We start from the raw sequence: 23,107 nt of genomic DNA on the forward strand, positions 1-23,107 counted from the left end.
GGTAGAAAAATTCGCTGATAAAAAACCCAGCACAAGGCCGGGTTCGCTAGAAACAGGCAACGGTTTACTTATCTTCCGGAAGAACCAGGTTCAGCTCCAGAACCTCGAAGCCGTTCTCTTCATCAATTGAAATCTTCAACTGATCCTGATCAATCTCGACGTATTTAGCAATCACCTGCAAAATTTCATCACGCATTTTCGGCAAGTAGTCCGGCGCTTTTGCTTCCGTTCTTTCATGCGCTAAAAGGATCTGCAAGCGATCCTTTGCCAGATTTGCAGACTTCTTTTTTCGTTGCCCGAGTAGATAGTCTAGTAAAGCCATAATTATTTTTTCCCGAATAGTTTATTAAGGAAGCCTTTCTTCTCTTCAGTCAGGAAACGGTGCTCCTTCTCTTCACCCAAGAAACGCTCAACAATATCCAGGTACGCCTGAGCCGCATCGGAGTTGTCGTTCAAAACAACCGGCTCACCCGAGTTGGAGGCATTCAAAACTTCCTGTGATTCAGGTACCACACCCAATAGCTTGATGCTCAATAGGTCGATAACATCATCATGCGACAACATTTCACCGGCATTGACTCGGCTAGGGTTATAACGGGTCAGCACCAGATGTTCGACAACCGGATCTTCGCCTTTCTCGGCGCGGCGGGATTTAGCCTGTAGAATCCCCAGGATACGATCGGAATCGCGTACCGAAGAAACCTCAGGGTTGGTCACGACAATTGCCTCGTCCGCGAAATACAGCGCCAGCTGAGCCCCTTTTTCGATCCCGGCCGGAGAGTCACAGATAATGTAGTCAAAGCCGTCCGCTTTAAGTTCCTCGATGACTTTCTCAACGCCTTCCAGTGTCAAAGCGTCTTTATCACGGGTCTGTGACGCCGCCAGAATATACAGACCTTCAACACGTTTATCTTTAATCAATGCCTGTTTAAGCGTCGCTTCACCCTGCACCACATTGACGAAATCATAAACTACGCGGCGCTCGACGCCCATAATCAGATCCAGATTACGCAGACCCACATCAAAATCGATAACCGCAACCTTGTTGCCTTTCAGCGCCAGCGCCGTTGAAATGCTCGCGCTCGTCGTGGTTTTACCGACTCCGCCCTTTCCAGAAGTGACCACTATGACTCTTGACACTCTAAACTCTCCTAATCTCTGATTAATCTTAATAATCAACTATTTAAAATTAAATATGGTTTATCACCAATTGTTCTTGTTGTAATTTGACTTCAACCAGACCGTTGCCTTTGAACTCTTCGGCAATATCGTCTGCCAGCTGATAAACGCCGGCGATGCAGACCAACTCCGGATCCAGCTGCTTGGCAAAAATTTTTGCTTCCATTTCGCCGGATGAACCGGCGATGGCTTTGCCCTGCATTTTACCGAAAACGGTGATATTACCGTCGGCAATAATCTCCGCTCCCGGATTGACCGATCCCAGAATAATCAGATCGCGGTCTTTGGCATACACCTGCTGTCCGGAACGCACCGCACGCTCAATCACCAGCGCGGATTTCAATCCGCCTTCATCCAGCACCACAGGCGCATAATTCTGCGGCTCTTCCGCCCCCTGTTTGTCAGCGGACTGCTCGTCTTTTTTCTCTTTGGTCGTCGGACGACGCGTATCTTCCGGGAAAATGGCCAGACCGGCGAAATTCGCCTGACTCTGAATCATCGGATCCTGCGAGCGCAGTCCGATCGGAATCATCTGCAACTGATGCAGGTATTCAACCAGCAAAGCAAGGAAAGTCGGATCGCTGATTTCAATTTTAGGCTCAAGAATGATCGGAATTCCGACAAAGAAACTCGGTGCCTGCTCGATCTTTCTGGCCAGAGCCGCTTTGGTTTCATTAATATCCGCTGAATGGAGATGCAGAACGGTGAGAGAGAGAACCGAACCTTTTAATTCTATGACTTTTTCAGACATTCGTTATGACTTTATCGTTTTTGTTTGTATGTGTTTTTATATGCACTGGTTCTGCCGCCGGAAAACAGCTTTGCTGGATCCGGTCAGCCAGCCCTGACGCCGCCGCAAGCGACTTGTTCGATGTTTTTCTAGCGGGCAAATCGCTCACGAATCGAGGTTACGAGATTCGCTGTAAAACCTTGCGAAACATCTCGCACTGATTTTAGATTTTAATTGCCGCAAATACTACCTTATGGCGGAAATAAGCGACGATTTTCGCACAAAATATATTAAGGGGTAATCCCCGCGCCTTCCAGAAAATGTTTCAGACGGGTGACATCCCCTTTATCACTCAACTCATGTCCGTGATGCGGCAGACTGATAATCAACTCGGCATGGCCAATGCGAATGCGTGCTTTACTCGCAGTCGTGTAGTCAATTTCGGCACCGTAATGCTCCAGAGTCGCAGCCAGCTTTTTCCAATCCAGATTGGTCGCTATCGGATGCGCAAAAACCTTACGCAGCATATTTTTATGTTTCTGACTCATCTCCGTCTCCTTAAGATCTCCACTGGCGTCGCCACACGCTCAACGCTCTGATAGTTTCCATCATAGTCGATCTATCGCAAATTACGTTGCAGCAGGTCAATTTCCTTCTCACTCAGGTGACGCCACTGGCCCTGAGCCAGACCGCTTAGCGGCAAACCGGCGAACTCGACGCGCTGCAGACGCAAAACCTGTAACCCGACCTGTCGGCACATTCGTCGAATCTGTCGATGCAGTCCCTGCTGCAATACGATCTGCAGAACATTCGGAGCCAGCGTGGATACACTGCAAGGCAAGGTTTTCTGTTCTCCTAACAGCATGCCGCCCGCCAACAGGCGCCGCTGCTCGTCGCTGGCGGCTTTATCCACCGTGACCAGATAGATTTTGTCCTTGCCCTGACGCTTGTGCAGCAGAGCATCGGCAAACTGGCCCTGATTAGTCAAAAGCAGCAAGCCTTCCGAATCCTTATCCAGGCGCCCGATCGGGAGCCAGTGCGACGGCAGCGCAAGCCCGACATCGATTAAAGCCTGCGTCAAATTATTCTCGACTTCAAGCGCTTTGCTACAGACTACGCCTCTGGGCTTGTGATAGAGCACAAACCATCTTTCCGGGAGAAGATTAGTGATCGACCGGCCTGCGATACGAATATGATCCGCTTCGGAAACCTGCATCCCCAACTCGGCCGGAAAACCGTTTACTTCGACTTTACCGGCGCGGATCAAGCGGTCGGCGGCACGACGGGAGCAGACTCCGTAACGACTGAGGTATTGATTAAGGCGCAAAACCGCTCCTTAGGCGTCAGGACATAAATGCTGCTGAGCTTCCTGCAGCCGATCCAGCGTACCGATATCCGACCAATAGCCATGAAACACTTCGCCGTCGAGCAGCTGCTTGTTCATTGCCGCCCTAAGAATCGGTGCCAGCGCAATAAAATCGACTTTCATCCCGGAAAACAACTGCGGCTTCAACACGCTCAGTCCGGCAAACGTAAATTCGCCCTGTTCACTCACTAGCCCGTCATGCAGGCCAAAATCCCCCTTGGCATTGAACGCCGGGCTCGGTACAAGCGTTAAATGCCCCATTTTTCCGGAAGACTGTTGCAGTTGGCGTGCGGACTGCACCAAGCAGTTAAAGTCATAGTCACAGTAAACATCGCCGTTAATCAACAAAAACGGCTCTTCGCCCAGTTTCGGCAATGCATTAATAATCCCGCCGGCTGTTTCCAGCCCGCCTTCGGGTTCGGGCGAATAATCGATTTCCAGTCCCCAACGCTCCCCGCTTCCCAAGCCCTCTTCAATCTGCTTGCCGAGCCAGGCATGATTGATCACCACTTTACGGATTCCCGCGGCCGCCAATTTTCGCAGATGGTACTCAATCAAAGGCACGCCACACAGCGGTACCAGCGGTTTGGGAATTTTATCGGTCAAGGGACGCAGACGGTTGCCGCGTCCGGCGGCCAGAATCATCGCGCGCGGGACAAACTCTCCTGCACCGCTCATGAGGCCGCCTTGGATGAAGAGGCCGTTTGAAACTCGGCATTCAGTTTTTCCACTTGCGGAAGCCACTGGTCTTCGATCCAGCCGACCAGAGGGCGCATTTCCTTATAATCCGATCCGATGGAAGCGATATATTGCAAGGTCTGCGGAATATCGTGCAGATAACCTTCCTTTCCGTCTCGATGCCAGAGACGGGCAAAAATTCCGGAAGCCTTCAGGTGTCGCTGAATCCCCATCAAATCGAAAGCGCGCTGAAAATCGTTCCATTGCCCCTTATCCAGAACCTGGTGTTGACACAATTCCAGAAAGTAGGCTCGCAGCCACTCTTCAACCTGCTCCTGAGGCCAGGCGATGTAGCAGTCGCGCAACAAAGAGACGGCGTCGTAGGATAAAGGGCCCTTAACCGCATCCTGAAAATCGAGAATGCCCGGATTGCGTCCAGGCGCCAGCATCAGGTTGCGACTGTGATAGTCTCTATGCACATAAGTTTGCGGCTGCTGCAACGCAGAATCGATCAGACACTGCTTCATCTCCTGCCACTGCGCTTTCTGCAGTTTATCGAATTCGCGGGTCAGGTGTTTTTCGCCCAGCCAATCCGGAAACAGGTCCATTTCGCGGTTCAGCAGCGCGCTATCATAGCTCGGTAAATGCACTGCCTGCTGGCAAGTACGGCTCTGAAGCTGCACCAGAGCACTTAACGCCTGACGATAGAGCTCATCAACTCGGCTTTCATCAACATTTTGCAGTTCGTTCAGGTAAGTGGTTGACCCGAGATCGGTCAATAGCAGAAAGCCCTGTTGCAGATCCTGATCCAACACCTTAGGTACATTCAGACCGATTTCTTGCAGCGTCCGCGCCACATCGATAAAAGGCCGGCAGTCTTCATGCTGCGGCGGCGCATCCATAATAATCAGGCGATCATTGTGATATCCGAGTTCTTCGGAACTCGGCTCAGTAAAAGGCGCGGCCAACTCAATTCTGAAATAGCGTCGAAAACTTGCATCACTTGAAGCCGGTACCGGCTCGCTGAAAGTTCGTCCCTGTAAAATCGGCAACTGCTCAAGCCAATCACAAATCTGTTGAAATCTTTCGTCCATTAGTCGTTAATCCAGTTAAAATAGGCGATTCACGAATAATTCATTATTGTCTGCGTAATGTCAAATATCGGGCCTCATTTCCAACTGCATTCTATACCGCATTTAAAACGTAAAACGCTGGTCTGTACGCTCGCAGCCCTCGGCTTTGTCGGCGCAGCGCCCGTATATTCAGTAGAAGAATTCGCGGACAAAACGGAATTAACTGCGGAGCAGAAAGCCTGTCTGCCTGCGCTGATCACCCCGCGTCCGGAAGTCTGGCCGAAATCCGATCTGAGCGAGAAAGTCGGTCCGATGCAGGAAGACGAGGCTCTATTGAATCAACCGATCCGCATTCGCGCCGACGATCTACAGCAACAGGGCAAACAGTCTCTAAGCTTATCCGGCGATGTCGAACTCGAACATCCAAAAATCCGTATCTACTCCGATGATTTGCAAGTCGATCTTGAAAACAAGCGTGCACAGATGCAAGGCAATATCCGCCTGTTGCAGGAGCAGTTCAGCCTGACGGCACAACAGCTTGATATCGACGAGCAAAACCTGAAAATCGGCCCTAACCGCTATCAGATCATTCCCAGCCGGGCTTACGGTGAATCCGATGCCATAGAGGTCAACCAACAGAAACAGCGAGCCGAACTGAAATCGGCCAGTCTGACGACCTGTAAGCTGAACAGCAAAGGGAAAAAAGACTGGGATCTGCAAGCAAGGGAAATCGTGGTCGATCAGCAAAAGCAGCGGGTTATCGCCAGAGACGCGACCCTGAAGGTCAGGGAAATCCCGATTTTCTACAGCCCATACTTCGACTACCCTTTGAACGATCGTGCCAGCGGATTACTCTTCCCGGAAATCGGCTCTTACAAAGCGCTGAATAACGATGAACGCACCCAATACATCAAAATTCCGTACTATTTCGCGCTGGCGCCGAACTACGACGACACCGTGAATATCATCCCCATGTCGCAACAGGGACTGGCGCTGGACAATGAATTCCGCTACCTCGGAAACTTAAGCGGCAGCCGCCAGCGCTGGGAAGTCGAAACCAGCCTGTACCGCAGTGATGAAAGTTTGAGCGAAGCTGAAAACCCGCGCTGGCGTATGGTGGTCAATAATCAGCAGCAATGGGGCGAACATGTCAATGCCAGAATCAACTGGCACCAGACTTCGGACGCCAATGTCTACAATGACGCGCCGATCGATAAGGATTACACCAATGCGACCCGCGCCCCGCAGGAAATGCAGCTGAACTATCAAAGCGAACGTTTTTCCGCCCACGCACTCTACAGCGGTTACGAAAAGCTGATCAATTTTCAGAACAACTATGAGAAACGCCCGGAAGTCGGCATGCAATACCGGCAACCGCTTAATGCTTTGACGAACTCCGCTCTGCCGGGCGACCTGGACTGGTATTTCAACAGTCAGGTCACCGACTTCCGCCTCAAGGAAACCGATACCTCGCGTGCGGAAGGGATGCGCTGGCACAATCAGAGCGGATTACGCTACCAGCAAAGAAAAACTTACGGCCAGTTCAATGCCCAGCTTAACGCCTATTACAGCGATTACCAACTGGACAACAGCGTCGTGGAAAGTGAAGAACGCTTTATTCCGCAAGCGGTAATCGACGGCGGACTGATTTTTGACCGACCTGTTTCGGTCGCCGGGAAGACCTATACCCAGACGCTGGAACCGCAGATCCAATATCTGTACACCGCTTACCGCGAACAGAATCAGCTGCCGCTTTTCGATTCCGCGCTGCGCAGCCCTGATTTCAGCAACCTCTTCGCGCTGAACCCTTACGTGGGTTCCGATCGCATTGCCGACACCCATCAGGTCAGTGTTGCATTGAGCAGCCATTTTATCGACGCCAGCGGCAAGGAACGCCTGAATCTCGGTATCGGTCAACTGTACCGTTTCACAGAATCCAAAGTGCTTGCCGAGGATGGTTTCAACGGCGACAGCGGAGCGTCGGATATTTATACCAAAGCGCAGCTGAATCTGGATGCCTTGCGCCTGCACTCGACGCTGGTGTTCGACCCGCAGCAAAAAGAGTTTACCGCCAGCAGCAACCGCGTTTTCTGGCAAGTCAACGAGCGTAACGAGCTGTTTATCAACCACATTAAAATGGATCAGACCTCCTCGCAGGCAAACGAAAGCCTGATGCTGGGCGGTTATTCCAAGCTGAATCAGAACTGGCAGATGAGTCTGGTCACGAATTATGACCTGGATTTAAACCAGACTGTTGAGTCACAATTGAGTCTGCGATTCGACAGCTGCTGTTGGGCGGTTTCTGCAACAGCGGAACGCACACAACTGGCAAATGATTTGTATAATGACAGCATTCAATTTCAGTTCGAATTCAAAGGACTCAGTAATAACGACCAGTCTTTGAAGAAGAACTTGAGCAACCTATTTAACTTTTAGTGATACATGATGAAATCAAAACTTAATTCCACCCTGCTTTCCCTATTGACGCTGTTTGCCATCGGCGGCCCTGTCAGTGCGGTTCACGCTGCCGAAACACCGGTAAACTCTCAGGACGCATTGGTCGACAGCATCGTTGCGGTGGTCAATGACCGCATTATTCTCAAAAGCGAACTGAACGCCAAATTACTGGAACAAGCAGAACAGCTGAAAAGCCAGAATATTTCGGTACAGGATGTTGACGCCCTGCGTGAGCAAGTTCTGGATAGTTTGATTTTACAAGCCGTACAGCTAAGCCGCGCCGAACAGATCGGCCTGAAGATTTCCGATCAGGAACTCAACCAGCAGATGGAAAAAGTCGCCGCGCAAAACAATCTATCGCTACTCGAATTGCGCAACCGCCTGAATCTGGAAGCGGACAACGGCTTCAACCGTATTCGCGACAAAATCCGCAACCAGATGATTATCCAGAAACTGCGCCAGAAAGAAGTGGTCAGCCGCGCTCAGGTGACCGAGAGCGAAATCAACAACTATCTAAAACGAATGACGCTGGCGAACAAGTATCGTGAAATCGAACTGCAGCACATCCTGATCGCCCTGCCGGAATCGGCAACCCAGCAGCAACGCCGCGACGCACTGCAAAAAATAACGCAACTGCGTCAACGTATTGTTCAGGGTGAAGATTTTGCTCAGTTGGCGGTACGCTATTCAAACGGCGCCAAGGCGCTCGATGGCGGGAACCTCGGCTGGATGAAAGACAGCGAAGTGCCGACCTTTTTCGCAAAACCGGTCGAACAGTTGTCTCTGGGCCAGGTCAGTCAGGTAATTCAAAGTCCGAGCGGCTTCCACCTGATTAAAATCGCCGATGAACGTCAGGCGGGAACCCAAAAAGTGGACGAATACCACCTGTACCGCTTCCTGATCCTGAGTGACGATGCCATGCAACAATCCGAAGCGCCGCAATCTCTACAGAGCGTCGTCGCCAACATCAAGAGCCTTGAAGATTTCGAAGCCCTGAACCAGACCTATTCCGATATTCCGGAAGAGGTCAACGCCGACAGCGATATGGGCTGGCGGGCACAAGAGGAACTCGCCCCCGAACTGCAGAGTATTGTTGCCACACTGGATATCGGCCAGGCAACCCAGCCGATCGCCACCGATCGCGGCTGGCTGATCTATTATCTGGATGCGGTACGCTCGGTCAGTGAAGATGCTGCGGACAAGAAAGAACAGGCCGCCCGTGCGGTGCGTATGCGTAAGGCCAACGAGATGTTTGATCTTTGGTTACGCCGTCTGAGAGACGAAGCGTTCGTACGCATTAATTTATAATTCAGTACATACGCTTGATCAATCCAAGACCAGAGCGCGCAACCGCGCTTTGGTCTTTGTTTTTTATTCAGGCGCATGAAAACAAATTTCAATAAAATTTTGAACAGGATAATTGAGTGACTGCACGATTTGTCATTACTTCAGGGGAACCGGCCGGAATCGGTCCGGATTTGGTACTGCAACTGGCGCAACAGGACTGGCCGATCGAACTGGTTGTTCTCGCCGACAAATCCCTGCTCCAGCAAAGATCGGCCATGCTTGGCTTGGAAGTGAAAATAATCGATTACGATCCCGAGCAACCTGCACAGCCAAGCCGCGCAGGTACCTTGCTGATCGAACAGATCGACCTGCCGCAGGCTGTCGAAACCGGCAAGCTGAACCCGATCAATGCCCGCTATGTCATTCAAATGCTCAAGCGTGCAATCAACGGCTGCATGAATAAAGAGTTTGCCGCCATGGTCACCGGACCGATTCACAAAGGCGTAATTAACGATGCCGGCCTGAAATTCAGCGGCCACACCGAAATGCTTGCCGAAGTCAGCGGTACCAAACAGGTCGTAATGATGCTGGCGACTCCGGGATTGCGCGTTGCGCTGGTTACAACCCACCTGCCGCTCAAGGACGTGCCGGAAGCGATCACGCAACCTTTGCTGACCGATATTCTGAGTATCACCCATGATTCCCTGAAGAATCAATTTGCCATCGACGACCCGCGCATCCTGGTTACCGGCCTGAACCCGCACGCCGGCGAAGACGGTCATATGGGCCGCGAGGAAATCGACGTCATTAAACCGGTTCTGCACAAACTTGGCGAGAGCATGAACGTCCAGGGACCTTACCCGGCGGACACCCTGTTTACACCGAAATATCTGCAACAGGCCGATGCGGTAGTGGCCATGTATCACGATCAGGGACTGCCGGTATTGAAGCACATGGGCTTCGGCAACGCGGTCAACATCACTTTGGGTCTGCCGTTTGTGCGCACCTCGGTTGACCACGGCACCGCGCTGGATCTGGCCGGAACCGGTAAAGCGGATATCGGCAGTTTCCACTACGCGATCGAAGTCGCCATGCAGATGACTCAGCAGGTTTAAATATTATGGCTAAAGCCCCAAACAAGCGTCGCGAAGCCGGCAGCGGACACAAACATAAAAAGCAGTTCGGGCAAAACTTCCTGAATAACAGTCGTATTATCGACCGGATCGTCGCGGCAATCCGTCCGCAGGCACAGGATCATATGGTTGAAATCGGCCCCGGCGAAGCGGCCTTGACCGAACCTTTGATCAAGACGGTTTCCCATCTGGACATTATCGAAATCGATAATGATCTGATCGGCCCGCTAAAAATCCGTTTCGCCTGCGAACCGGCGTTTCATCTGCATCACACCGATGCATTGACGTTCAATTATTCGACGCTGCTTAAGGCGGCCGACGAACAACTGCGAGTTGTCGGAAATCTGCCTTACAACATCTCCAGCCCGCTGATGTTCCACCTTCTTAGCTATGCCGACAACATCCGCGACATGCACTTTATGCTGCAAAAAGAAGTGGTCGACCGGATTTGCGCCCAGCCGGGAAGCAAAACCTTTGGCCGCCTCAGCGTGATGATGCAGTACTACTGCAAAACCGAACATCTATTCGATGTCGGACCGGAAAACTTCACTCCGCCGCCGAAGGTCGATTCGGCGATTGTGCGCCTACTGCCATACAAAGAAAAGCCTCTGCTGGCAGACGACGAAACCCTATTCGAAAAATTCGTTAAGCAGTGCTTCGCCCTCAAACGCAAAACCTTGCGCAACAACCTTAAAGGCTGGCTGGAGAGTGAACAGATTGAGTCCTGTGGCATCAACCCTTCGGCTCGCGCCGAGACACTGCAATTAGCGGATTTTGTTACCCTGTGTAACTATTACCGAAAAACCCTGAACACATAATCTGATCCATGAAAAACACCTATATCATCGGCGACCTGCAAGGCTGTTTTGACGAGCTGCAACAGCTACTCGGAAAAATCAATTACCGACCGGAAGAAGACTGCCTGTGGTTTGTCGGCGATCTGATTAACCGTGGACCGAAATCGCTGGAGTGCCTGCGTTTCGTCAAAGCGCTCGAAGAACAGGGGAAAGCGAAAACCGTACTCGGCAACCATGATTTTCACCTGCTGGCGGTCTATTCCGGGCTGGTAACTTTCCTGAGTAAATCCGATACCATTCAGCCGATACTGGATGCGCCGGACGCCGATGAACTCGTAGACTGGCTGCGCAAACAACCGTTAATGATTCGCCACCCGCAACACAACGCGGTCATGGTTCACGCCGGAATTCCGCCGCAGTGGAGTATTGAAGAGGCGCTGCAGTTCGCTGCCGAAGCACAGGTTCCGCTGCTCGGTGATGACTGGCAGACATTCGTACGCGAAGAACTGTTTGGCTCGGAAGACACGTCCTGGGATCCGCAGATGTCCGGCTGGCCGCGAATCCGTTACATTATCAATGCCTTTGCCCGCATGCGCTATTGCGATAAAAAAGGCACGCTCAACTTTAAACTCAAAGGCAGCCCGAAAAAAGTTAAAAAACTCAAACAGAGTGAGCCAGACCTTAAGGGAATCAAACCCTGGTTCAAATTCAAAAAACGTAAAAGTCTGGGAACGGAGATATTTTTCGGACACTGGTCGACGCTCGGCGAAGTGGACAAACACGATGTCCACTCGACTGATACCGGCTGCCTGTGGGGAGGCAGCCTAACCGCTTACCACCTTGAAAGCGGTCAAAGACTCTGCATCGACTGTCAGCAGCAGATGGCGCCAAAAGGATCAAATTAAGCGATTTTACAGGCAAACCGTTACAGAAAACGCCGATTAAGGTATTCTTATTGCTTAAAGAAAACTCAGAAAATTCTTACCAGGGCAATATTTACGAGGACAGCGATTAACTATGCCGCAGAAGAAAATGGCTACGGATGCCAAGGCCGCTTATAAGCAGACCGCCGAACAAGAGACGAATTCGCAACCGCTTCCCGACCCGAACGAGTTACTGGATCGCCTTCAGGCGGTGAATTGCGAACAGTACGATGTTGATAAGCTGGCCGAACTCTATAAAGGACAGAAAGTCTGGTACTCGGCGCTGGCGATTCCGGTCAGTACACTGGTTCTGACCGTGTTTACGCTGATCGGCGCTTTCGTATTCGACCAGCCGATTATCAGCTTTATTGTCGCGGCCGCCCTTTTATACTGGATCGCCAGCATGATCGACGGCCAGCAGAAGCATATCCCGCTACAGGCCCGCAACGAGATCATCCAGCGAATTGCCGCGACCGAAGGTGAACAGGGACTGGTTCCGCACTTTAAAGATTTTCTTCCGAAACGTTATCGCCATCTGTGGCAATCCCTGCGAAAAGGCAACTATATTTATATCGACCAATATGTTCAGGCGGTGATGCTACTTCAGAAGCAGATCGAACGGGATAAATTCATTAAATTCTGGTACCTCAAATACCCGCACACAGCGCCGGAGGCAGAGGAAGAAGAACATCCTTTCGCGGACATTATCGGCAACCAGAATCCTTCCTGAGACTTAATGCCCGCCGCCGCATTTTGGCGAGGCGGGAATTGCTTCCCCCTTAGCCATCCACTCTTCAGGCGTATAGGTATGCAACGCCAAAGCATGGAATTGCGGCATCAGGTCTGACAAAACCTTATACACCGCCTGTTGACGTTTTACGCGTGTCAAATCGACAAAATCCTCGCTGACCAGCGTCAGTTTGAAGTGCGACTCACTCGCCGGCCCGGCATGCATATGGCTCTCGTTATCCAGCTGCATAAAGCTGATCGCAAAATTCTCTTCAATGGCTGTTTCGATTTGTTGCTGCAAAGACATAAATCCTTCCCAAGTAATATAAAAATCAATTCAAAAAGAGATTATAAAGAATCGAAGCGTGAATGGGTCAGCCTATGTTCATAGATAGACACTGCATAATCCCGCTTCAACTCAGTATAATAACGAACACCTAATTCAAAACATAACTGCCTTTATTTGGAGTCAATATGTCCCTCTCCCACAAATTCATGGCCCTTGGACTTGCATTAAGCCTTAGCTTCCCTGCACTGGCGAGCGACGTCCCTGCCGCTAAAAGCACCTTTCAATTAAAACCGGTTCCGGAACTTCAGGATCCGCCAAGCGACCGTTTTCCCGGAGACCCGGCCGAGCACAAAGCGGTCTATATGTGGAATAAAGCAGATCAGGACTATCAGATCGGCATCCTAAACTCGATTCAGGCAATGATTAAAAAATACGGTGACAATGTCGAGATCGCCGTCGTCGCCATCGGACCTGGGCTGCATGTATTGGCTAAAGAGCCGCAACGTAAAGTCGACCAGCTGATTTATGATCGTGTCGAAGGTTTCGCCAAAGACTATAACGTACGCTGGATTGCCTGCGGGAATACCATGAATACTATCCACTGGGAGCACTCCGATATGCGTCAGTTCGCCGAATATTCCGAGGTCGGTGCGGCAGCCTTAATGGAGTTGCAGGAAGAAGGTTACAAACTCCTAGTCTGGTAACGCCTAGAAACGCAAAAGAGCACAAAGCCGGTTAGGATTTAACCGTAATGTGCTCTTTTTTATTTCGGAACCGGCTATTTTTTCTCTGACTGCATAGCCATCAGCTGATCCAGCTTCGTATGCAGCGACTGCATCTCGTCCTGAACGCGTTTTTCAAACGATTCGTGCTCCTCAAGCGTCAGCCCCATCTTTTCCGCTTCCATTTTTTTGTGTTCTTCAGCCAAGACATCGACTACGATTCCGATCATCATATTCAGGAACACGAACGCTGAGAAGAAAATAAACGAAATGTAATACATCCAGCTCAGACTGTACACCGCCATGGTTTCGTACATAACATCGGTCCAATCCTCGAAAGTCGCAACGCGGAACAGTGTCAGCAGCGAAATCCCCAAATCACCCCACAGGCCCGGATTGATCTGCGAGAACAGCAGGTTGCCGATTACGGCATACAGATAAAAGATAATGAACATCAGTAAGGCGACATAGCCCATTCGCGGTAAGGCCGTAATCAACGCCGTCACCAGCACGCGCAATTCCGGTATAAAAGAGATCAAACGCATGACACGGAAAAGACGCAGCATTCGTGCTATCAGTGCATATTCCGTCGAGTCCATCGGAATCAAACTGACCACGACAATCACGAAGTCAAAGACATTCCAACCTTTCTTGAAAAAGTTCAGCAACCGATCCTCGGCCGCCATTCGGATCATAATCTCAACCAGAAAAAACAGCGTAACGGCATAGTCCAGTGTTAAAAGAATCGACTCATACAGCGGGTCAAGCTGATAAGTTCGAATACCGATCATCAGCGATGAAAAGATAATCACCGTAATAACAAAAATCTCGAAAAGTTTGTTATCACGAACCATTTGAAATCGTCGTTGAAAACCGTTCCAGGTCATATTCATGCTCACTATAAAAACTGATAAATTAAACTTATAGGCTAATCAGGCGGTATTTTACTGCAAATATTGCCCAGGTGTTCACCTTTGAAATTGCTAGAATAACTATTTCGAATACGATCAGAATGGAGTAACAAACTATGTCAAAAATTACAGTCATCGGACAGGGAGAGTGCGAATTTGACGGGCAATTTTCAATGCTGGAAGCATTGGACGAAAACGGCTTTGACATGCCGTACAGCTGTCGCGGCGGAAACTGCGGTGCCTGTCGCGTCAAACTGGTTTCCGGAGAGGTAGAAGAGATCCAAACGCCAATCTACGAAACCGGGGAAGGCGAAATTCTGACCTGTAGCGTGATTCCGCTAAACGATGTTGTTATCGAACTGCTGTAGTCGGCAAATAGAACTCCGACACGCTTGAACAGAAAAGATAAAACCCCGCCGGAAATCCTTTTCCGACGGGGTTTATCTGTTTCAGCGGCCGGATAAAAATCCGGCCTGCAACTTGATTAAATCTTACTTGATTTTAGCCAGCTGCTTCTCTAGAACAGTTTTTGGAAGTGCAATGTAACCGTCTTTTTCTACATCTTCCTGACCTTTCTTAGAAAGAACCAGCTTCAAGAATTCCTTAACTACCGGCTCAAGCTCTTTGTTAGGCGCTTTGTTTACATAAACATAAAGTAGACGAGACAGAGGATAAGTACCGTTTACCGCATTTTCAGGCGTCGCTGCTACAAAAGGCTTACCGTCTTTCTTCGCTAGAGGAACCGCTTTAACACCCGCTGTTTTGTAACCGATACCAGAGTAACCGATACCGTTGATTGATGCTGAAACCGACTGAACAACAGAAGCAGAACCAGGCTGTTCGTTTACAGAAGATTTGTAGTCACCTTTACAAAGTGCTTTCTTCTTGTAGTAACCGTAAGTACCGGAAACCGAGTTACGACCGTAAAGCTGGATAGACTTGGCAGCCAGATCCCCTTCAACACCCGCCTGACCCCAAGTAGCGATATCTTCTTTCGCGCCACACTTACGTGTAGAAGAGAAGATTGCATCAACCTGAGGAATCGTCAAACCTTTGATTGGGTTATCTTTGTGTACGTAAACCGCTAGTGCATCGATCGCAACCGCAACTGGAGTTGGCTTATAACCATGCTTCTCTTCGAACATCGCGATTTCTTTGTCTTTCATCTTACGGCTCATTGGACCGATGTTTGACGTGCTTTCAGTCAGAGCTGGAGGCGCAGTAGAAGAACCCGCCGCCTGAATCTGAATGTTAACGTTCGGATAAGTACGTTTGAACTCTTCCGCCCATAGCGTCATCAGATTCGCAAGGGTATCGGAACCGACAGAAGAAAGGTTACCGGAAATACCAGAAACTTTCTGATACTCAGGTAGATCATCTACAGCGTAAGCGCTCGCTGGAACAAAAGAAGCAGCAGCAATACCCATTGCTAGAAGAAGGCTTGATTTTTTCATTGGAAACTCCAGGTAAGTGAAATCAATTTGCTTAAAAAGTGATCCAAATTATAGGTAGGCTCTGTAACCCCCTCTTGACATAAATATGACATTCACATGACAAACAAAAAGGAAACATTCTTGACCCAAACCCTATAAATCCGTGCGTTCAAACGCTCCCTTGTTCTTTCCGGCCGGATCAGAGCGCCGTTTCATAGCGCTAATGGAAAATCGCTCAATGACAAATTTTGCCCTGCTAAGCTATTCAGCTTCAATTTTCTGTAACATTTCTTCTTAATTGGAAGAAAAATTCTATACAATTCCCCAGACTGATAAACACATAAAAAATCGGAAGGCCTTATGGATTTTCGCGATATACATGACTTGGAAAACGCCACAACCAAAAGCCGAAAAGAGATGTTCCGTTTCGGAACGGCGATGCTCTTTATCGTCTTAATCATTCTTTTCACCTCAAACATGCAAATCGGAACCGGTACGGTCAGCACCGAACTGGTCATTGCCGCCATGATCGGCGGATATATGGCATTGAATATCGGTGCCAATGACGTCGCCAACAATGTCGGCCCGGCCGTCGGCTCGAAAGCGCTGACATTGACCGGAGCAATCATTATCGCCGCGATTTTCGAATCGGCGGGCGCGTTGATTGCCGGCGGGGATGTCGTCAGCACCATTAAAAAAGGCATTATCGACCCGGCATTGATCGGTGACGCCGATACCTTTATCTGGCTAATGATGTCCGCACTGCTTGCCGGAGCCGTCTGGCTAAACCTGGCAACCGCGCTCGGCGCTCCGGTTTCTACCACCCACTCGATTGTCGGCGGTGTTCTCGGTGCGGGGATTGCAGCCGCCGGTTGGAATATCGCCAACTGGGATCAAATGAGTGCCATCGCCGCCAGCTGGGTGATTTCCCCGGTTATCGGCGGCTTGATCGCCGCGGCCTTCCTTATGTGGATAAAAAAATCCATTACCTATAAAGAAGACATGCTCGAGGCCGCCAAAAGGGTGGTGCCGATTTTAATCGCGATCATGGCCTGGGCATTTTCAACCTACCTGATTTTAAAAGGTCTGAAAAAGGTCTGGAAAACCGACTTTATCACCGCCCTGCTTATCGGCCTTGCCATCGCCAGTGTCGTCTACCTGATGGTTAAACCGATGATCGCCCGTCAGGCCAGATTCCTCGACAGCAGCAAAGCAAGCATTAACCAGTTGTTCACCATGCCGTTGATCTTTGCCGCAGCTCTACTGAGCTTTGCGCACGGCGCCAACGACGTCGCTAACGCGGTCGGTCCGCTGGCGGCGATCAACGATGCCCTGCAAAGTCACGAAGTCTCCACCAAAGCCGAAATCCCTCTATGGGTCATGGTAATCGGTGCCTTGGGGATCTCACTGGGACTAATGCTTTTCGGCCCGAAACTGATCCGTACCGTCGGATCGGAGATCACTGAACTGGATCAGATGCGAGCCTTTTCGATCGCTATGGCGGCCGCCATTACCGTAATCGTTGCCTCCCAGCTCGGATTACCGGTAAGTTCGACGCACATCGCCGTTGGTGCCATTTTCGGTGTCGGTTTCCTGCGTGAATATCTGAAGCGCAGCTATGCCAAAGCGATTCAGGAGATCAAGGATCACCATCAGGGTGAAGATGAGCAGGAAGTCAACGAATTCATCAACCGCTTCTCTAAAGCTTCGGTTCCGGAGAAAAAGGTGATGCTGGCTCAATTAAAAGAGAAGAAAGCTGAAGTTGAATTAAGCAAAAAAGAACGCAAATCGCTGAACAAGGTATATCAGAAAGAGTTGGTTAAACGCTCGGCCTTTTTGAAAATCGTTGCCGCTTGGGTGATTACCGTTCCGGCCTCTGCCCTGCTGGCCGCTTTCCTTTTCTTTGCTATCCGCGGAATGATGCTGCCGTAAGACAAATGATTTCGACCGGATAAAATAAAACCCGCTTAATGCGGGTTTTATTTTGTCTGTTGATGATTCCTGCCGGAGTTTCAACACCCCTGGTGATGCCTCTGGCGGCTGCACCAGACTCTCAGGCAGATTTCGTCAGGCATCCTTCTGCCCCTGAATCACCCGATTAAGTGCAAAACTGCAACCGAAAGTACTGCCAACACCCGGCATACTGCTCACCTCCAGGTGAGAGTCGTGCTTATCCAGAACATGCTTAACAATCGCCAATCCCAGCCCTGTACCACCGGTCACCCGCGAGCGGTCTTTATCAACACGGTAAAAACGCTCGGTCAGACGTGGAATATGTTCCGGAGAAATCCCCAACCCCTGATCGGAGACACTGAAGTGCGCACCCTCGTCATCGACATACCAGCGCACGCTTACCTCCCCGCCATCCGGCGAGTAGCGGATCGCATTTGACAGCAGATTCATAAATACGCTTTTCAACGGCTCCGGCATACCTTTTATCATCAACCCCGGAGTAATTTCGAATTTCAGCTTATGTCCGGCCGACGCCAACTGATCGACTTCGGCTTTTAGCTGCTCGAGAATTTTCGGCACATCGACTTCTTCCTGTTTGGCATTAATCGATCCCGCTTCGATTGAAGAAAGCGTCAAAAGATCCTCGATGATTGCACGCATCCGAACGGTCTGATTACTCATATGTTCTAAAGGTGTATCCCACTGCGGGTCGTGCGGCATATCGGTTAACAACTCCAGATAACCGTGTAATACGGTCAAAGGCGTGCGCAATTCATGCGAAGCATTCGCCACAAAATCACGGCGAATCTGCGCCAACTGATAGAGCTCGGTAATATCCGTAGCGATCAACAAACGGTGATTTTCAAAATAATTGATGATCTTGACTTCAAAAATCCGCGACTGATCCAGGGTCAGAGTAATGGCCCGACGGTAGTCGCCGGATTTCAGATATTCGAGAAAATCCGGCTGGCGAAGAATCGCTTCAATCCGGCGCCCGACATCCTGGCGAAGCAGTCCAAGCATTCGCGTTGCAGGCTCGTTAAGCCATTCGATATAGTGATTCTGGTCGATCGAAACCACCGCCGAGGGCAGTAACATCGAAGCCGCCTTGAACTGCTCGGATTTATAGAAGTTCAGATCCGCATGTTTTTCCAGAGCGCGCTGCTTCTTCGAAACCTGGTAGGAGACTTCGCTCCACAAGCCGGTCAACGGCGGATGCGCATCGATACTGGTGCCTTGAATCCATTTTTCGAAACGCCGGACGCTCCATAAATGACGACCGATATACAAAACGACAAAACCGGCTGAGGTTAAATACCACCAGCCGGTCAGCCAGGCAAAGCCGAAAGCGAGCCAGAGCGCCCCGATAACCCAGGTCAGCTCGCGTTTAATTCCACTTGATAACAATCAGCTTATTCCTCAACAACTGAAAAACGATATCCCGAACCACGAATGGTCTGAATGTAATTATCGACTCCGACGGGCTCCAGAAGCTTGCGCAGGCGACGAATATGCACATCGACGGTACGCTCTTCGACCACGACATTCAGTCCCCAGACCTGATCTAGCAACTGAGTTCGAGAAAACACCCGGTTCGCATGCGACATAAAAAAGTTAATCAACTTAAATTCGGTCGGCCCCAACTTAAGTTCTTCGCCATCGACATAGAAACGGTGACTTTCAATATCCATACACATACGACCGGCAATAATCTGCTGCCCGTCGTTCGCACCGACAGCACCATGCTGGCGGCGGAGAATAGCGTTCACACGCGCAACCAAGGCACGCGGAGAGAAAGGTTTGACGACATAATCATCCACTCCGGCATCAAATCCCTGAACCTGAGCTTCTTCCTCGCCCCGTGCAGTCAGCATGATAATCGGCATATCGCGCGTCTGTTCATTCTGACGCAGTTTCTGCGCCATGGTGACTCCGGAAATCCCCGGCAACATCCAATCCAACAGAATCAAATCCGGCGTTTTGTCCAAAGCCAGGCGCATACCTTGCTCAGCATTGTCCGCTTCTTCTACCCAAAAGCCCGACGAACTTAAAGTAAATTTAAGCATATCGCGAATTGCGGCTTCATCTTCGACGATGAGAATAGTTTTTTGACTCAAACCTCTTCTCCAAACAGTAATATAACGTCTCTATTTTTGAGACAAAAGTTTCGCCATCGCCTCTTCGTCAAGATTTCGTATATCCTGACCCTTAACCAGATAAGCGACGCTTTCACCAATATTCAAGGCATGATCGGTAATACGCTCGGCGGCACGAACGGCCATCAGCATACGCAACTGCAAATCGACCTTATCGGCACTGTCGGAAACAAGCAATTCACTTTTGATCGACTCAACCGCCTGATTCAAAACTTCATCCATACGCTCCTCTTCGTGATAGATCGACATCACATCGGACGTGTCCAAACGAGAGAAGCCATTCAATGCGGTCTTGATCATCTGGCTGCTTGCCAGCATCAGCTGGCGCAGAAAATTATAAGCCGGCATAGTGGTACAGTCACCACCAATAGTACATTGTTCCAGCGCCATTTTAGCAATTTTAACCGCTTCGTCGCCCATACGCTCCAGATCCATAGCAATGCGAATCGCCATTACAATCAGTCGTAAATCAGACGCGGTCGGCTGCTGTCGAGCCAGAACCGTCGAGCAGAGACGATCGATCTCCATCTCGCCACGGTTAATGTTTTCATCCTGTTTAATGGCATCTTTCGCCAATTCAACATCGTTGCTTTCCAATGCACGATTCAAATCCGCCAGCTGCTGTTCAACCAGGCCGCCCATTTCCAGAACTTCATTAAACAGAGCTTCAATATTGCGGTTCATCTGCTCTGAAATATGCTTGTTAAATTCATCACGATTCATAGGTTTCTCCTCCCGCTAAAATTAACCGTAACGGCCGGTAATGTAATCTTCGGTACGCTTCACCTGCGGATTGGTAAACAGTGTATCCGTATCAGTATATTCAATCAGTTCGCCCATATACATAAAGGCCGTGTAATCCGACACACGAGCCGCCTGTTGCATATTGTGGGTAACGATCAGAATAGTAAAATCTTTCTTCAGCTCGAAAATCAGCTCTTCAATCGCCAGCGTTGAAATCGGATCCAGCGCCGAAGTCGGTTCGTCCAGAAGCAGAACTTCCGGCTTGATCGCGATCGCGCGGGCGATACACAGACGCTGCTGCTGACCACCGGACATCCCCAGTGCATTATCATTCAGGCGATCCTTGACCTCTTCCCACAATCCGGCACCCTTAAGCGCCCACTCGACGCTTTCATCCAGCACGCGCTTATCTTTAATACCCTGCAGACGTAAACCGTAACAGACGTTCTCATAGATCGACTTCGGAAAAGGATTCGGCTTCTGGAACACCATACCGACACGACGGCGCAAAGCGGCAACATCCATCCCTTTGGCATACATATCGTCGCCATGCAGAGTCATTTCCCCTTCCACACGGACAATATCGATCAGATCGTTCATGCGGTTAAAACAGCGCAACAAGGTTGACTTACCGCACCCGGAAGGGCCGATAAATGCGGTTACGCGGTTTTCCGGCAATTTCATCGATACATTGGATAATGCCTGCTTATTACCGTAGTACAGGTTCCAGTCATTGACTTCAATCGCAACCTTTTCGTCCTCCAAACGAAGATTACGGCTGTCGCGATCCATTGTAATGCTGACGTTATTTTCACTCATAATTTAACCCTTCTAGCCAACTCCGTTGGCAAATTTAAATCTGTATTTACTTTAAATATGCTCAATTTACCCACTGAATTGGCTTAATTATCCAGTGCCTTATATTTCTCACGCAGGCGGTTACGAATTGAAATCGCCCCTAAGTTCAAACCGACAATAATCAGCACCAGCAATAGCGAAGTGGCGTAAACCAAGGGCTGAGACGCTTCGACGTTCGGGCTTTGGAAGCCGACATCATAAATATGGAAACCCAGGTGCATAAATTTACGGTCCAGATGCACAAACGGCGCAATGGTATCAACCGGCAGTTCCGGAGCCAGCTTCACCACACCGACCAGCATCAGCGGCGCAACCTCACCGGCCGCACGCGCAACCGCCAGAATCAGACCGGTCATAATCGCCGGAAGCGCCATCGGAAGAACAATCTTGCTGATCACCTCAATCTTGGTTGCCCCCAGCGCCAATCCGCCCTCACGCAACGCACGCGGGATTCGGGAAAGTCCTTCTTCAGTCGAAACGATCACCACCGGAAGCGTCAACAGCGCCATAGTCAGTGAAGCCCACAGCAGACCCGGCGTTCCGAAAGTCGGACTCGGCAAAGCATAACCGTAGAACAGCTCGTCAATCGAGCCCCCCAGGATATAGACAAAGAAACCAAGACCGAAAATACCGAATACGATCGAAGGAACCCCCGCCAAGTTGTTAATCGAGATTCGCACCATACGCAGAACCGGGCCGTCTTTGGCGTATTCACGCATATAAACCGCTGCGACCACACCCATAGGCGTAACCAGAATGGTCATAATCAACACCATCGTAATGGTACCGATCATCGCCGGGAAAATACCGCCTTCGGTATTGGCTTCACGCGGATCCTCGGTCAGGAAACGCTTGATACCGTGGAAAAAGAAGCCCAGCTTATCGGCCAGATTCATTTCGTTCGGCTGCCAGTATTCAACGATATTTTTCACCGGAACATTCAGCGTCTGACCGCCACTGACGGTCATCGTCAATTCACCCAGTGTTTTCTGCAGCTGATAAAGCTCTTGCGTCTGTGCCTGGTACTCGCGGAACTGCTGATCCAAGGCCGCGCGTTCATCTTTCATAAGCTGCGCTTTTGCATCTGTCCAGTCGCCGTCGGCTTGCAGACGTTTTTCTTCAAGTCGCAGTTGTTCGATTTTATAATTGATCAAACCGATATCGCCCTTTTCGATCGACTTGATCTCGTCATGCAGGCGTTTGCCCTCTGCAACCTGTTTGGCAAGCGCTGCCTGCAAGTCCGAACCGCTGAAGGTTTCGTCCGCGACTTTCAGGCTCTGATACCAGCCATAAACATTACCGTACTCATAGCGCTCGATGACCACCGCATCCTGAGCAATTTTCGGCTCGTCGCTGACCAGTTCGTCACTGCTTAACCAACGAAAATCAATACCATACAGATCACGGTTACCGACCTTGATCAGAAGCTGAGGAATTTCCTGAGGGGCCTGACCTTCTCCGGCAGAAACCTCTTTCATTTTGCTGTCGCGCAACTCACCGACAACTCGCTCGATCTCTTTTCCGTTTTGCAACTGATATTCATACACCTCATGCGGCCAGAAATGCACCAGCCCCTTATAGGTGATCATTGAAAACAACCCGAATACCAGCACGACGCTCAACGCCACCATAGCGGAGCTCATCCAGATCCAGTGTTCGCCTTTTTTGAACCATTCTCTCATTATGAAA

24 protein-coding genes are annotated in these 23,107 nt (G+C 50.1%); 9 read left to right on the forward strand and 15 right to left on the reverse strand.

All coding sequences use genetic code 11. The features are described 5' to 3' along the window. Window positions 1-64: 64 nt before the first annotated feature. The 7 genes from minE to J3999_RS00130 all read right to left on the reverse strand — a co-directional run bounded on the left by minE (window position 65) and on the right by J3999_RS00130 (window position 5,047). Window positions 65-322, reverse strand: coding sequence for a cell division topological specificity factor MinE (minE, locus tag J3999_RS00100; protein ID WP_208125808.1), 258 nt, complete (start codon window positions 320-322; stop codon window positions 65-67). A 2-nt stretch (window positions 323-324) separates the two neighbouring features. Next, window positions 325-1,140, reverse strand: coding sequence for a septum site-determining protein MinD (gene minD / locus J3999_RS00105; RefSeq protein ID WP_208125811.1), 816 nt, complete (start codon window positions 1,138-1,140; stop codon window positions 325-327). Between the two features lie 49 nt (window positions 1,141-1,189). Beyond that, entirely contained in the window at window positions 1,190-1,930 is a 741-nt protein-coding gene (gene minC / locus J3999_RS00110) for a septum site-determining protein MinC (protein ID WP_208125813.1), read from the reverse strand. 269 nt (window positions 1,931-2,199) lie between these two features. After that, a complete protein-coding gene (locus J3999_RS00115) occupies window positions 2,200-2,457 on the reverse strand; it encodes a hypothetical protein (RefSeq protein WP_208125816.1) in 258 nt (85 codons plus the stop codon). 71 nt (window positions 2,458-2,528) lie between these two features. Further along, entirely contained in the window at window positions 2,529-3,236 is a 708-nt protein-coding gene (locus tag J3999_RS00120; protein ID WP_208125818.1) for a pseudouridine synthase, read from the reverse strand. A 9-nt stretch (window positions 3,237-3,245) separates the two neighbouring features. Next, the gene (gene murU, locus J3999_RS00125) at window positions 3,246-3,953 is read right to left on the reverse strand and encodes an N-acetylmuramate alpha-1-phosphate uridylyltransferase MurU (protein ID WP_208125820.1); all 708 of its coding nucleotides are present in this window, start codon (window positions 3,951-3,953) and stop codon (window positions 3,246-3,248) included. Further along, complete coding sequence (locus J3999_RS00130; RefSeq protein ID WP_208125823.1) at window positions 3,950-5,047, reverse strand: aminoglycoside phosphotransferase family protein; 1,098 nt, start codon at window positions 5,045-5,047, stop codon at window positions 3,950-3,952. Before J3999_RS00130 ends, murU begins: the two co-directional genes overlap by 4 nt. Window positions 5,048-5,104: 57 nt before the next feature. Here J3999_RS00130 and J3999_RS00135 point away from each other — a divergent pair, with 57 nt between their 5' ends. From J3999_RS00135 to J3999_RS00160, 6 genes are all read left to right on the forward strand, one after another. Further along, entirely contained in the window at window positions 5,105-7,462 is a 2,358-nt protein-coding gene (locus tag J3999_RS00135) for an LPS-assembly protein LptD (protein WP_208125824.1), read from the forward strand. A 9-nt stretch (window positions 7,463-7,471) separates the two neighbouring features. After that, on the forward strand, window positions 7,472-8,791 hold the full coding sequence (locus J3999_RS00140) for a peptidylprolyl isomerase (protein WP_208125825.1): 1,320 nt from the start codon (window positions 7,472-7,474) through the stop codon (window positions 8,789-8,791). A 116-nt stretch (window positions 8,792-8,907) separates the two neighbouring features. Beyond that, complete coding sequence (pdxA, locus tag J3999_RS00145) at window positions 8,908-9,885, forward strand: 4-hydroxythreonine-4-phosphate dehydrogenase PdxA (protein ID WP_208125826.1); 978 nt, start codon at window positions 8,908-8,910, stop codon at window positions 9,883-9,885. A gap of 5 nt (window positions 9,886-9,890) precedes the next feature. Beyond that, entirely contained in the window at window positions 9,891-10,721 is an 831-nt protein-coding gene (gene rsmA, locus J3999_RS00150) for a 16S rRNA (adenine(1518)-N(6)/adenine(1519)-N(6))-dimethyltransferase RsmA (protein WP_208125827.1), read from the forward strand. An 8-nt stretch (window positions 10,722-10,729) separates the two neighbouring features. Further along, window positions 10,730-11,605, forward strand: a complete 876-nt coding sequence (locus J3999_RS00155; protein ID WP_208125828.1) for a symmetrical bis(5'-nucleosyl)-tetraphosphatase — start codon at window positions 10,730-10,732, stop codon at window positions 11,603-11,605. A gap of 112 nt (window positions 11,606-11,717) precedes the next feature. Next, on the forward strand, window positions 11,718-12,353 hold the full coding sequence (locus tag J3999_RS00160) for a hypothetical protein (protein ID WP_208125829.1): 636 nt from the start codon (window positions 11,718-11,720) through the stop codon (window positions 12,351-12,353). A gap of 3 nt (window positions 12,354-12,356) precedes the next feature. Here J3999_RS00160 and J3999_RS00165 read toward each other — a convergent pair whose 3' ends face one another. Further along, complete coding sequence (locus J3999_RS00165; protein WP_208125830.1) at window positions 12,357-12,659, reverse strand: BolA family transcriptional regulator; 303 nt, start codon at window positions 12,657-12,659, stop codon at window positions 12,357-12,359. 167 nt (window positions 12,660-12,826) lie between these two features. Between J3999_RS00165 and J3999_RS00170 the strand changes: the two genes are divergently transcribed. Then, window positions 12,827-13,345, forward strand: coding sequence for a DsrE family protein (locus J3999_RS00170; protein ID WP_208125833.1), 519 nt, complete (start codon window positions 12,827-12,829; stop codon window positions 13,343-13,345). Window positions 13,346-13,419: 74 nt separating this feature from the next. Here J3999_RS00170 and J3999_RS00175 read toward each other — a convergent pair whose 3' ends face one another. Next, window positions 13,420-14,217 carry an ion transporter gene (locus tag J3999_RS00175; protein WP_243755213.1) on the reverse strand — a complete coding sequence of 266 codons (798 nt, stop codon included), beginning with the start codon at window positions 14,215-14,217 and terminating at the stop codon, window positions 13,420-13,422. 173 nt (window positions 14,218-14,390) lie between these two features. On the opposite strand from J3999_RS00175, the gene J3999_RS00180 reads away from it, so the two are divergent. Beyond that, window positions 14,391-14,642 (forward strand): 2Fe-2S iron-sulfur cluster-binding protein, encoded by a 252-nt coding sequence (locus J3999_RS00180; RefSeq protein ID WP_208125838.1) that lies wholly within the window; start codon window positions 14,391-14,393, stop codon window positions 14,640-14,642. A gap of 123 nt (window positions 14,643-14,765) precedes the next feature. Here the strand turns inward: J3999_RS00180 and J3999_RS00185 are convergent, their stop codons facing one another. After that, entirely contained in the window at window positions 14,766-15,728 is a 963-nt protein-coding gene (locus J3999_RS00185) for a PstS family phosphate ABC transporter substrate-binding protein (RefSeq protein WP_208125840.1), read from the reverse strand. Window positions 15,729-16,067: 339 nt separating this feature from the next. Between J3999_RS00185 and J3999_RS00190 the strand changes: the two genes are divergently transcribed. Further along, window positions 16,068-17,639 (forward strand): inorganic phosphate transporter, encoded by a 1,572-nt coding sequence (locus J3999_RS00190; RefSeq protein ID WP_173285771.1) that lies wholly within the window; start codon window positions 16,068-16,070, stop codon window positions 17,637-17,639. A 135-nt stretch (window positions 17,640-17,774) separates the two neighbouring features. Here the strand turns inward: J3999_RS00190 and phoR are convergent, their stop codons facing one another. The 5 genes from phoR to pstA all read right to left on the reverse strand — a co-directional run bounded on the left by phoR (window position 17,775) and on the right by pstA (window position 23,100). Beyond that, window positions 17,775-19,067 (reverse strand): phosphate regulon sensor histidine kinase PhoR, encoded by a 1,293-nt coding sequence (gene phoR, locus J3999_RS00195; protein ID WP_208125842.1) that lies wholly within the window; start codon window positions 19,065-19,067, stop codon window positions 17,775-17,777. A 5-nt stretch (window positions 19,068-19,072) separates the two neighbouring features. Then, on the reverse strand, window positions 19,073-19,777 hold the full coding sequence (phoB, locus tag J3999_RS00200) for a phosphate regulon transcriptional regulator PhoB (protein ID WP_208125845.1): 705 nt from the start codon (window positions 19,775-19,777) through the stop codon (window positions 19,073-19,075). A 30-nt stretch (window positions 19,778-19,807) separates the two neighbouring features. Next, window positions 19,808-20,539 (reverse strand): phosphate signaling complex protein PhoU, encoded by a 732-nt coding sequence (gene phoU / locus J3999_RS00205; protein ID WP_208125847.1) that lies wholly within the window; start codon window positions 20,537-20,539, stop codon window positions 19,808-19,810. Window positions 20,540-20,560: 21 nt separating this feature from the next. Further along, window positions 20,561-21,379 (reverse strand): phosphate ABC transporter ATP-binding protein PstB, encoded by an 819-nt coding sequence (gene pstB / locus J3999_RS00210; protein WP_208125849.1) that lies wholly within the window; start codon window positions 21,377-21,379, stop codon window positions 20,561-20,563. A gap of 83 nt (window positions 21,380-21,462) precedes the next feature. Continuing rightward, on the reverse strand, window positions 21,463-23,100 hold the full coding sequence (pstA, locus tag J3999_RS00215) for a phosphate ABC transporter permease PstA (RefSeq protein WP_208125852.1): 1,638 nt from the start codon (window positions 23,098-23,100) through the stop codon (window positions 21,463-21,465). Window positions 23,101-23,107 lie beyond the last annotated feature (7 nt).

Origin of the sequence: Thiomicrorhabdus sp. 6S3-12 (genome assembly GCF_017571475.1) — a bacterium.
GTDB lineage: Bacteria > Pseudomonadota > Gammaproteobacteria > Thiomicrospirales > Thiomicrospiraceae > Thiomicrorhabdus.

What these genes read in the sequence shown, in the direction of transcription:
- minE (WP_208125808.1), bottom strand. Translation starts at nt 322, where the DNA reads ATGGCTTTACTAGACTATCTACTCGGGCAACGAAAAAAGAAGTCTGCA.
- minC (WP_208125813.1), bottom strand. Translation starts at nt 1,930, where the DNA reads ATGTCTGAAAAAGTCATAGAATTAAAAGGTTCGGTTCTCTCTCTCACC.
- J3999_RS00115 (WP_208125816.1), bottom strand. Translation starts at nt 2,457, where the DNA reads ATGAGTCAGAAACATAAAAATATGCTGCGTAAGGTTTTTGCGCATCCG.
- murU (WP_208125820.1), bottom strand. Translation starts at nt 3,953, where the DNA reads ATGAGCGGTGCAGGAGAGTTTGTCCCGCGCGCGATGATTCTGGCCGCC.
- J3999_RS00130 (WP_208125823.1), bottom strand. Translation starts at nt 5,047, where the DNA reads ATGGACGAAAGATTTCAACAGATTTGTGATTGGCTTGAGCAGTTGCCG.
- J3999_RS00135 (WP_208125824.1), top strand. Translation starts at nt 5,105, where the DNA reads ATGTCAAATATCGGGCCTCATTTCCAACTGCATTCTATACCGCATTTA.
- J3999_RS00140 (WP_208125825.1), top strand. Translation starts at nt 7,472, where the DNA reads ATGAAATCAAAACTTAATTCCACCCTGCTTTCCCTATTGACGCTGTTT.
- rsmA (WP_208125827.1), top strand. Translation starts at nt 9,891, where the DNA reads ATGGCTAAAGCCCCAAACAAGCGTCGCGAAGCCGGCAGCGGACACAAA.
- J3999_RS00155 (WP_208125828.1), top strand. Translation starts at nt 10,730, where the DNA reads ATGAAAAACACCTATATCATCGGCGACCTGCAAGGCTGTTTTGACGAG.
- J3999_RS00160 (WP_208125829.1), top strand. Translation starts at nt 11,718, where the DNA reads ATGCCGCAGAAGAAAATGGCTACGGATGCCAAGGCCGCTTATAAGCAG.
- J3999_RS00165 (WP_208125830.1), bottom strand. Translation starts at nt 12,659, where the DNA reads ATGTCTTTGCAGCAACAAATCGAAACAGCCATTGAAGAGAATTTTGCG.
- J3999_RS00170 (WP_208125833.1), top strand. Translation starts at nt 12,827, where the DNA reads ATGTCCCTCTCCCACAAATTCATGGCCCTTGGACTTGCATTAAGCCTT.
- J3999_RS00175 (WP_243755213.1), bottom strand. Translation starts at nt 14,217, where the DNA reads ATGGTTCGTGATAACAAACTTTTCGAGATTTTTGTTATTACGGTGATT.
- J3999_RS00180 (WP_208125838.1), top strand. Translation starts at nt 14,391, where the DNA reads ATGTCAAAAATTACAGTCATCGGACAGGGAGAGTGCGAATTTGACGGG.
- J3999_RS00185 (WP_208125840.1), bottom strand. Translation starts at nt 15,728, where the DNA reads ATGAAAAAATCAAGCCTTCTTCTAGCAATGGGTATTGCTGCTGCTTCT.
- J3999_RS00190 (WP_173285771.1), top strand. Translation starts at nt 16,068, where the DNA reads ATGGATTTTCGCGATATACATGACTTGGAAAACGCCACAACCAAAAGC.
- phoU (WP_208125847.1), bottom strand. Translation starts at nt 20,539, where the DNA reads ATGAATCGTGATGAATTTAACAAGCATATTTCAGAGCAGATGAACCGC.
- pstB (WP_208125849.1), bottom strand. Translation starts at nt 21,379, where the DNA reads ATGAGTGAAAATAACGTCAGCATTACAATGGATCGCGACAGCCGTAAT.
- pstA (WP_208125852.1), bottom strand. Translation starts at nt 23,100, where the DNA reads ATGAGAGAATGGTTCAAAAAAGGCGAACACTGGATCTGGATGAGCTCC.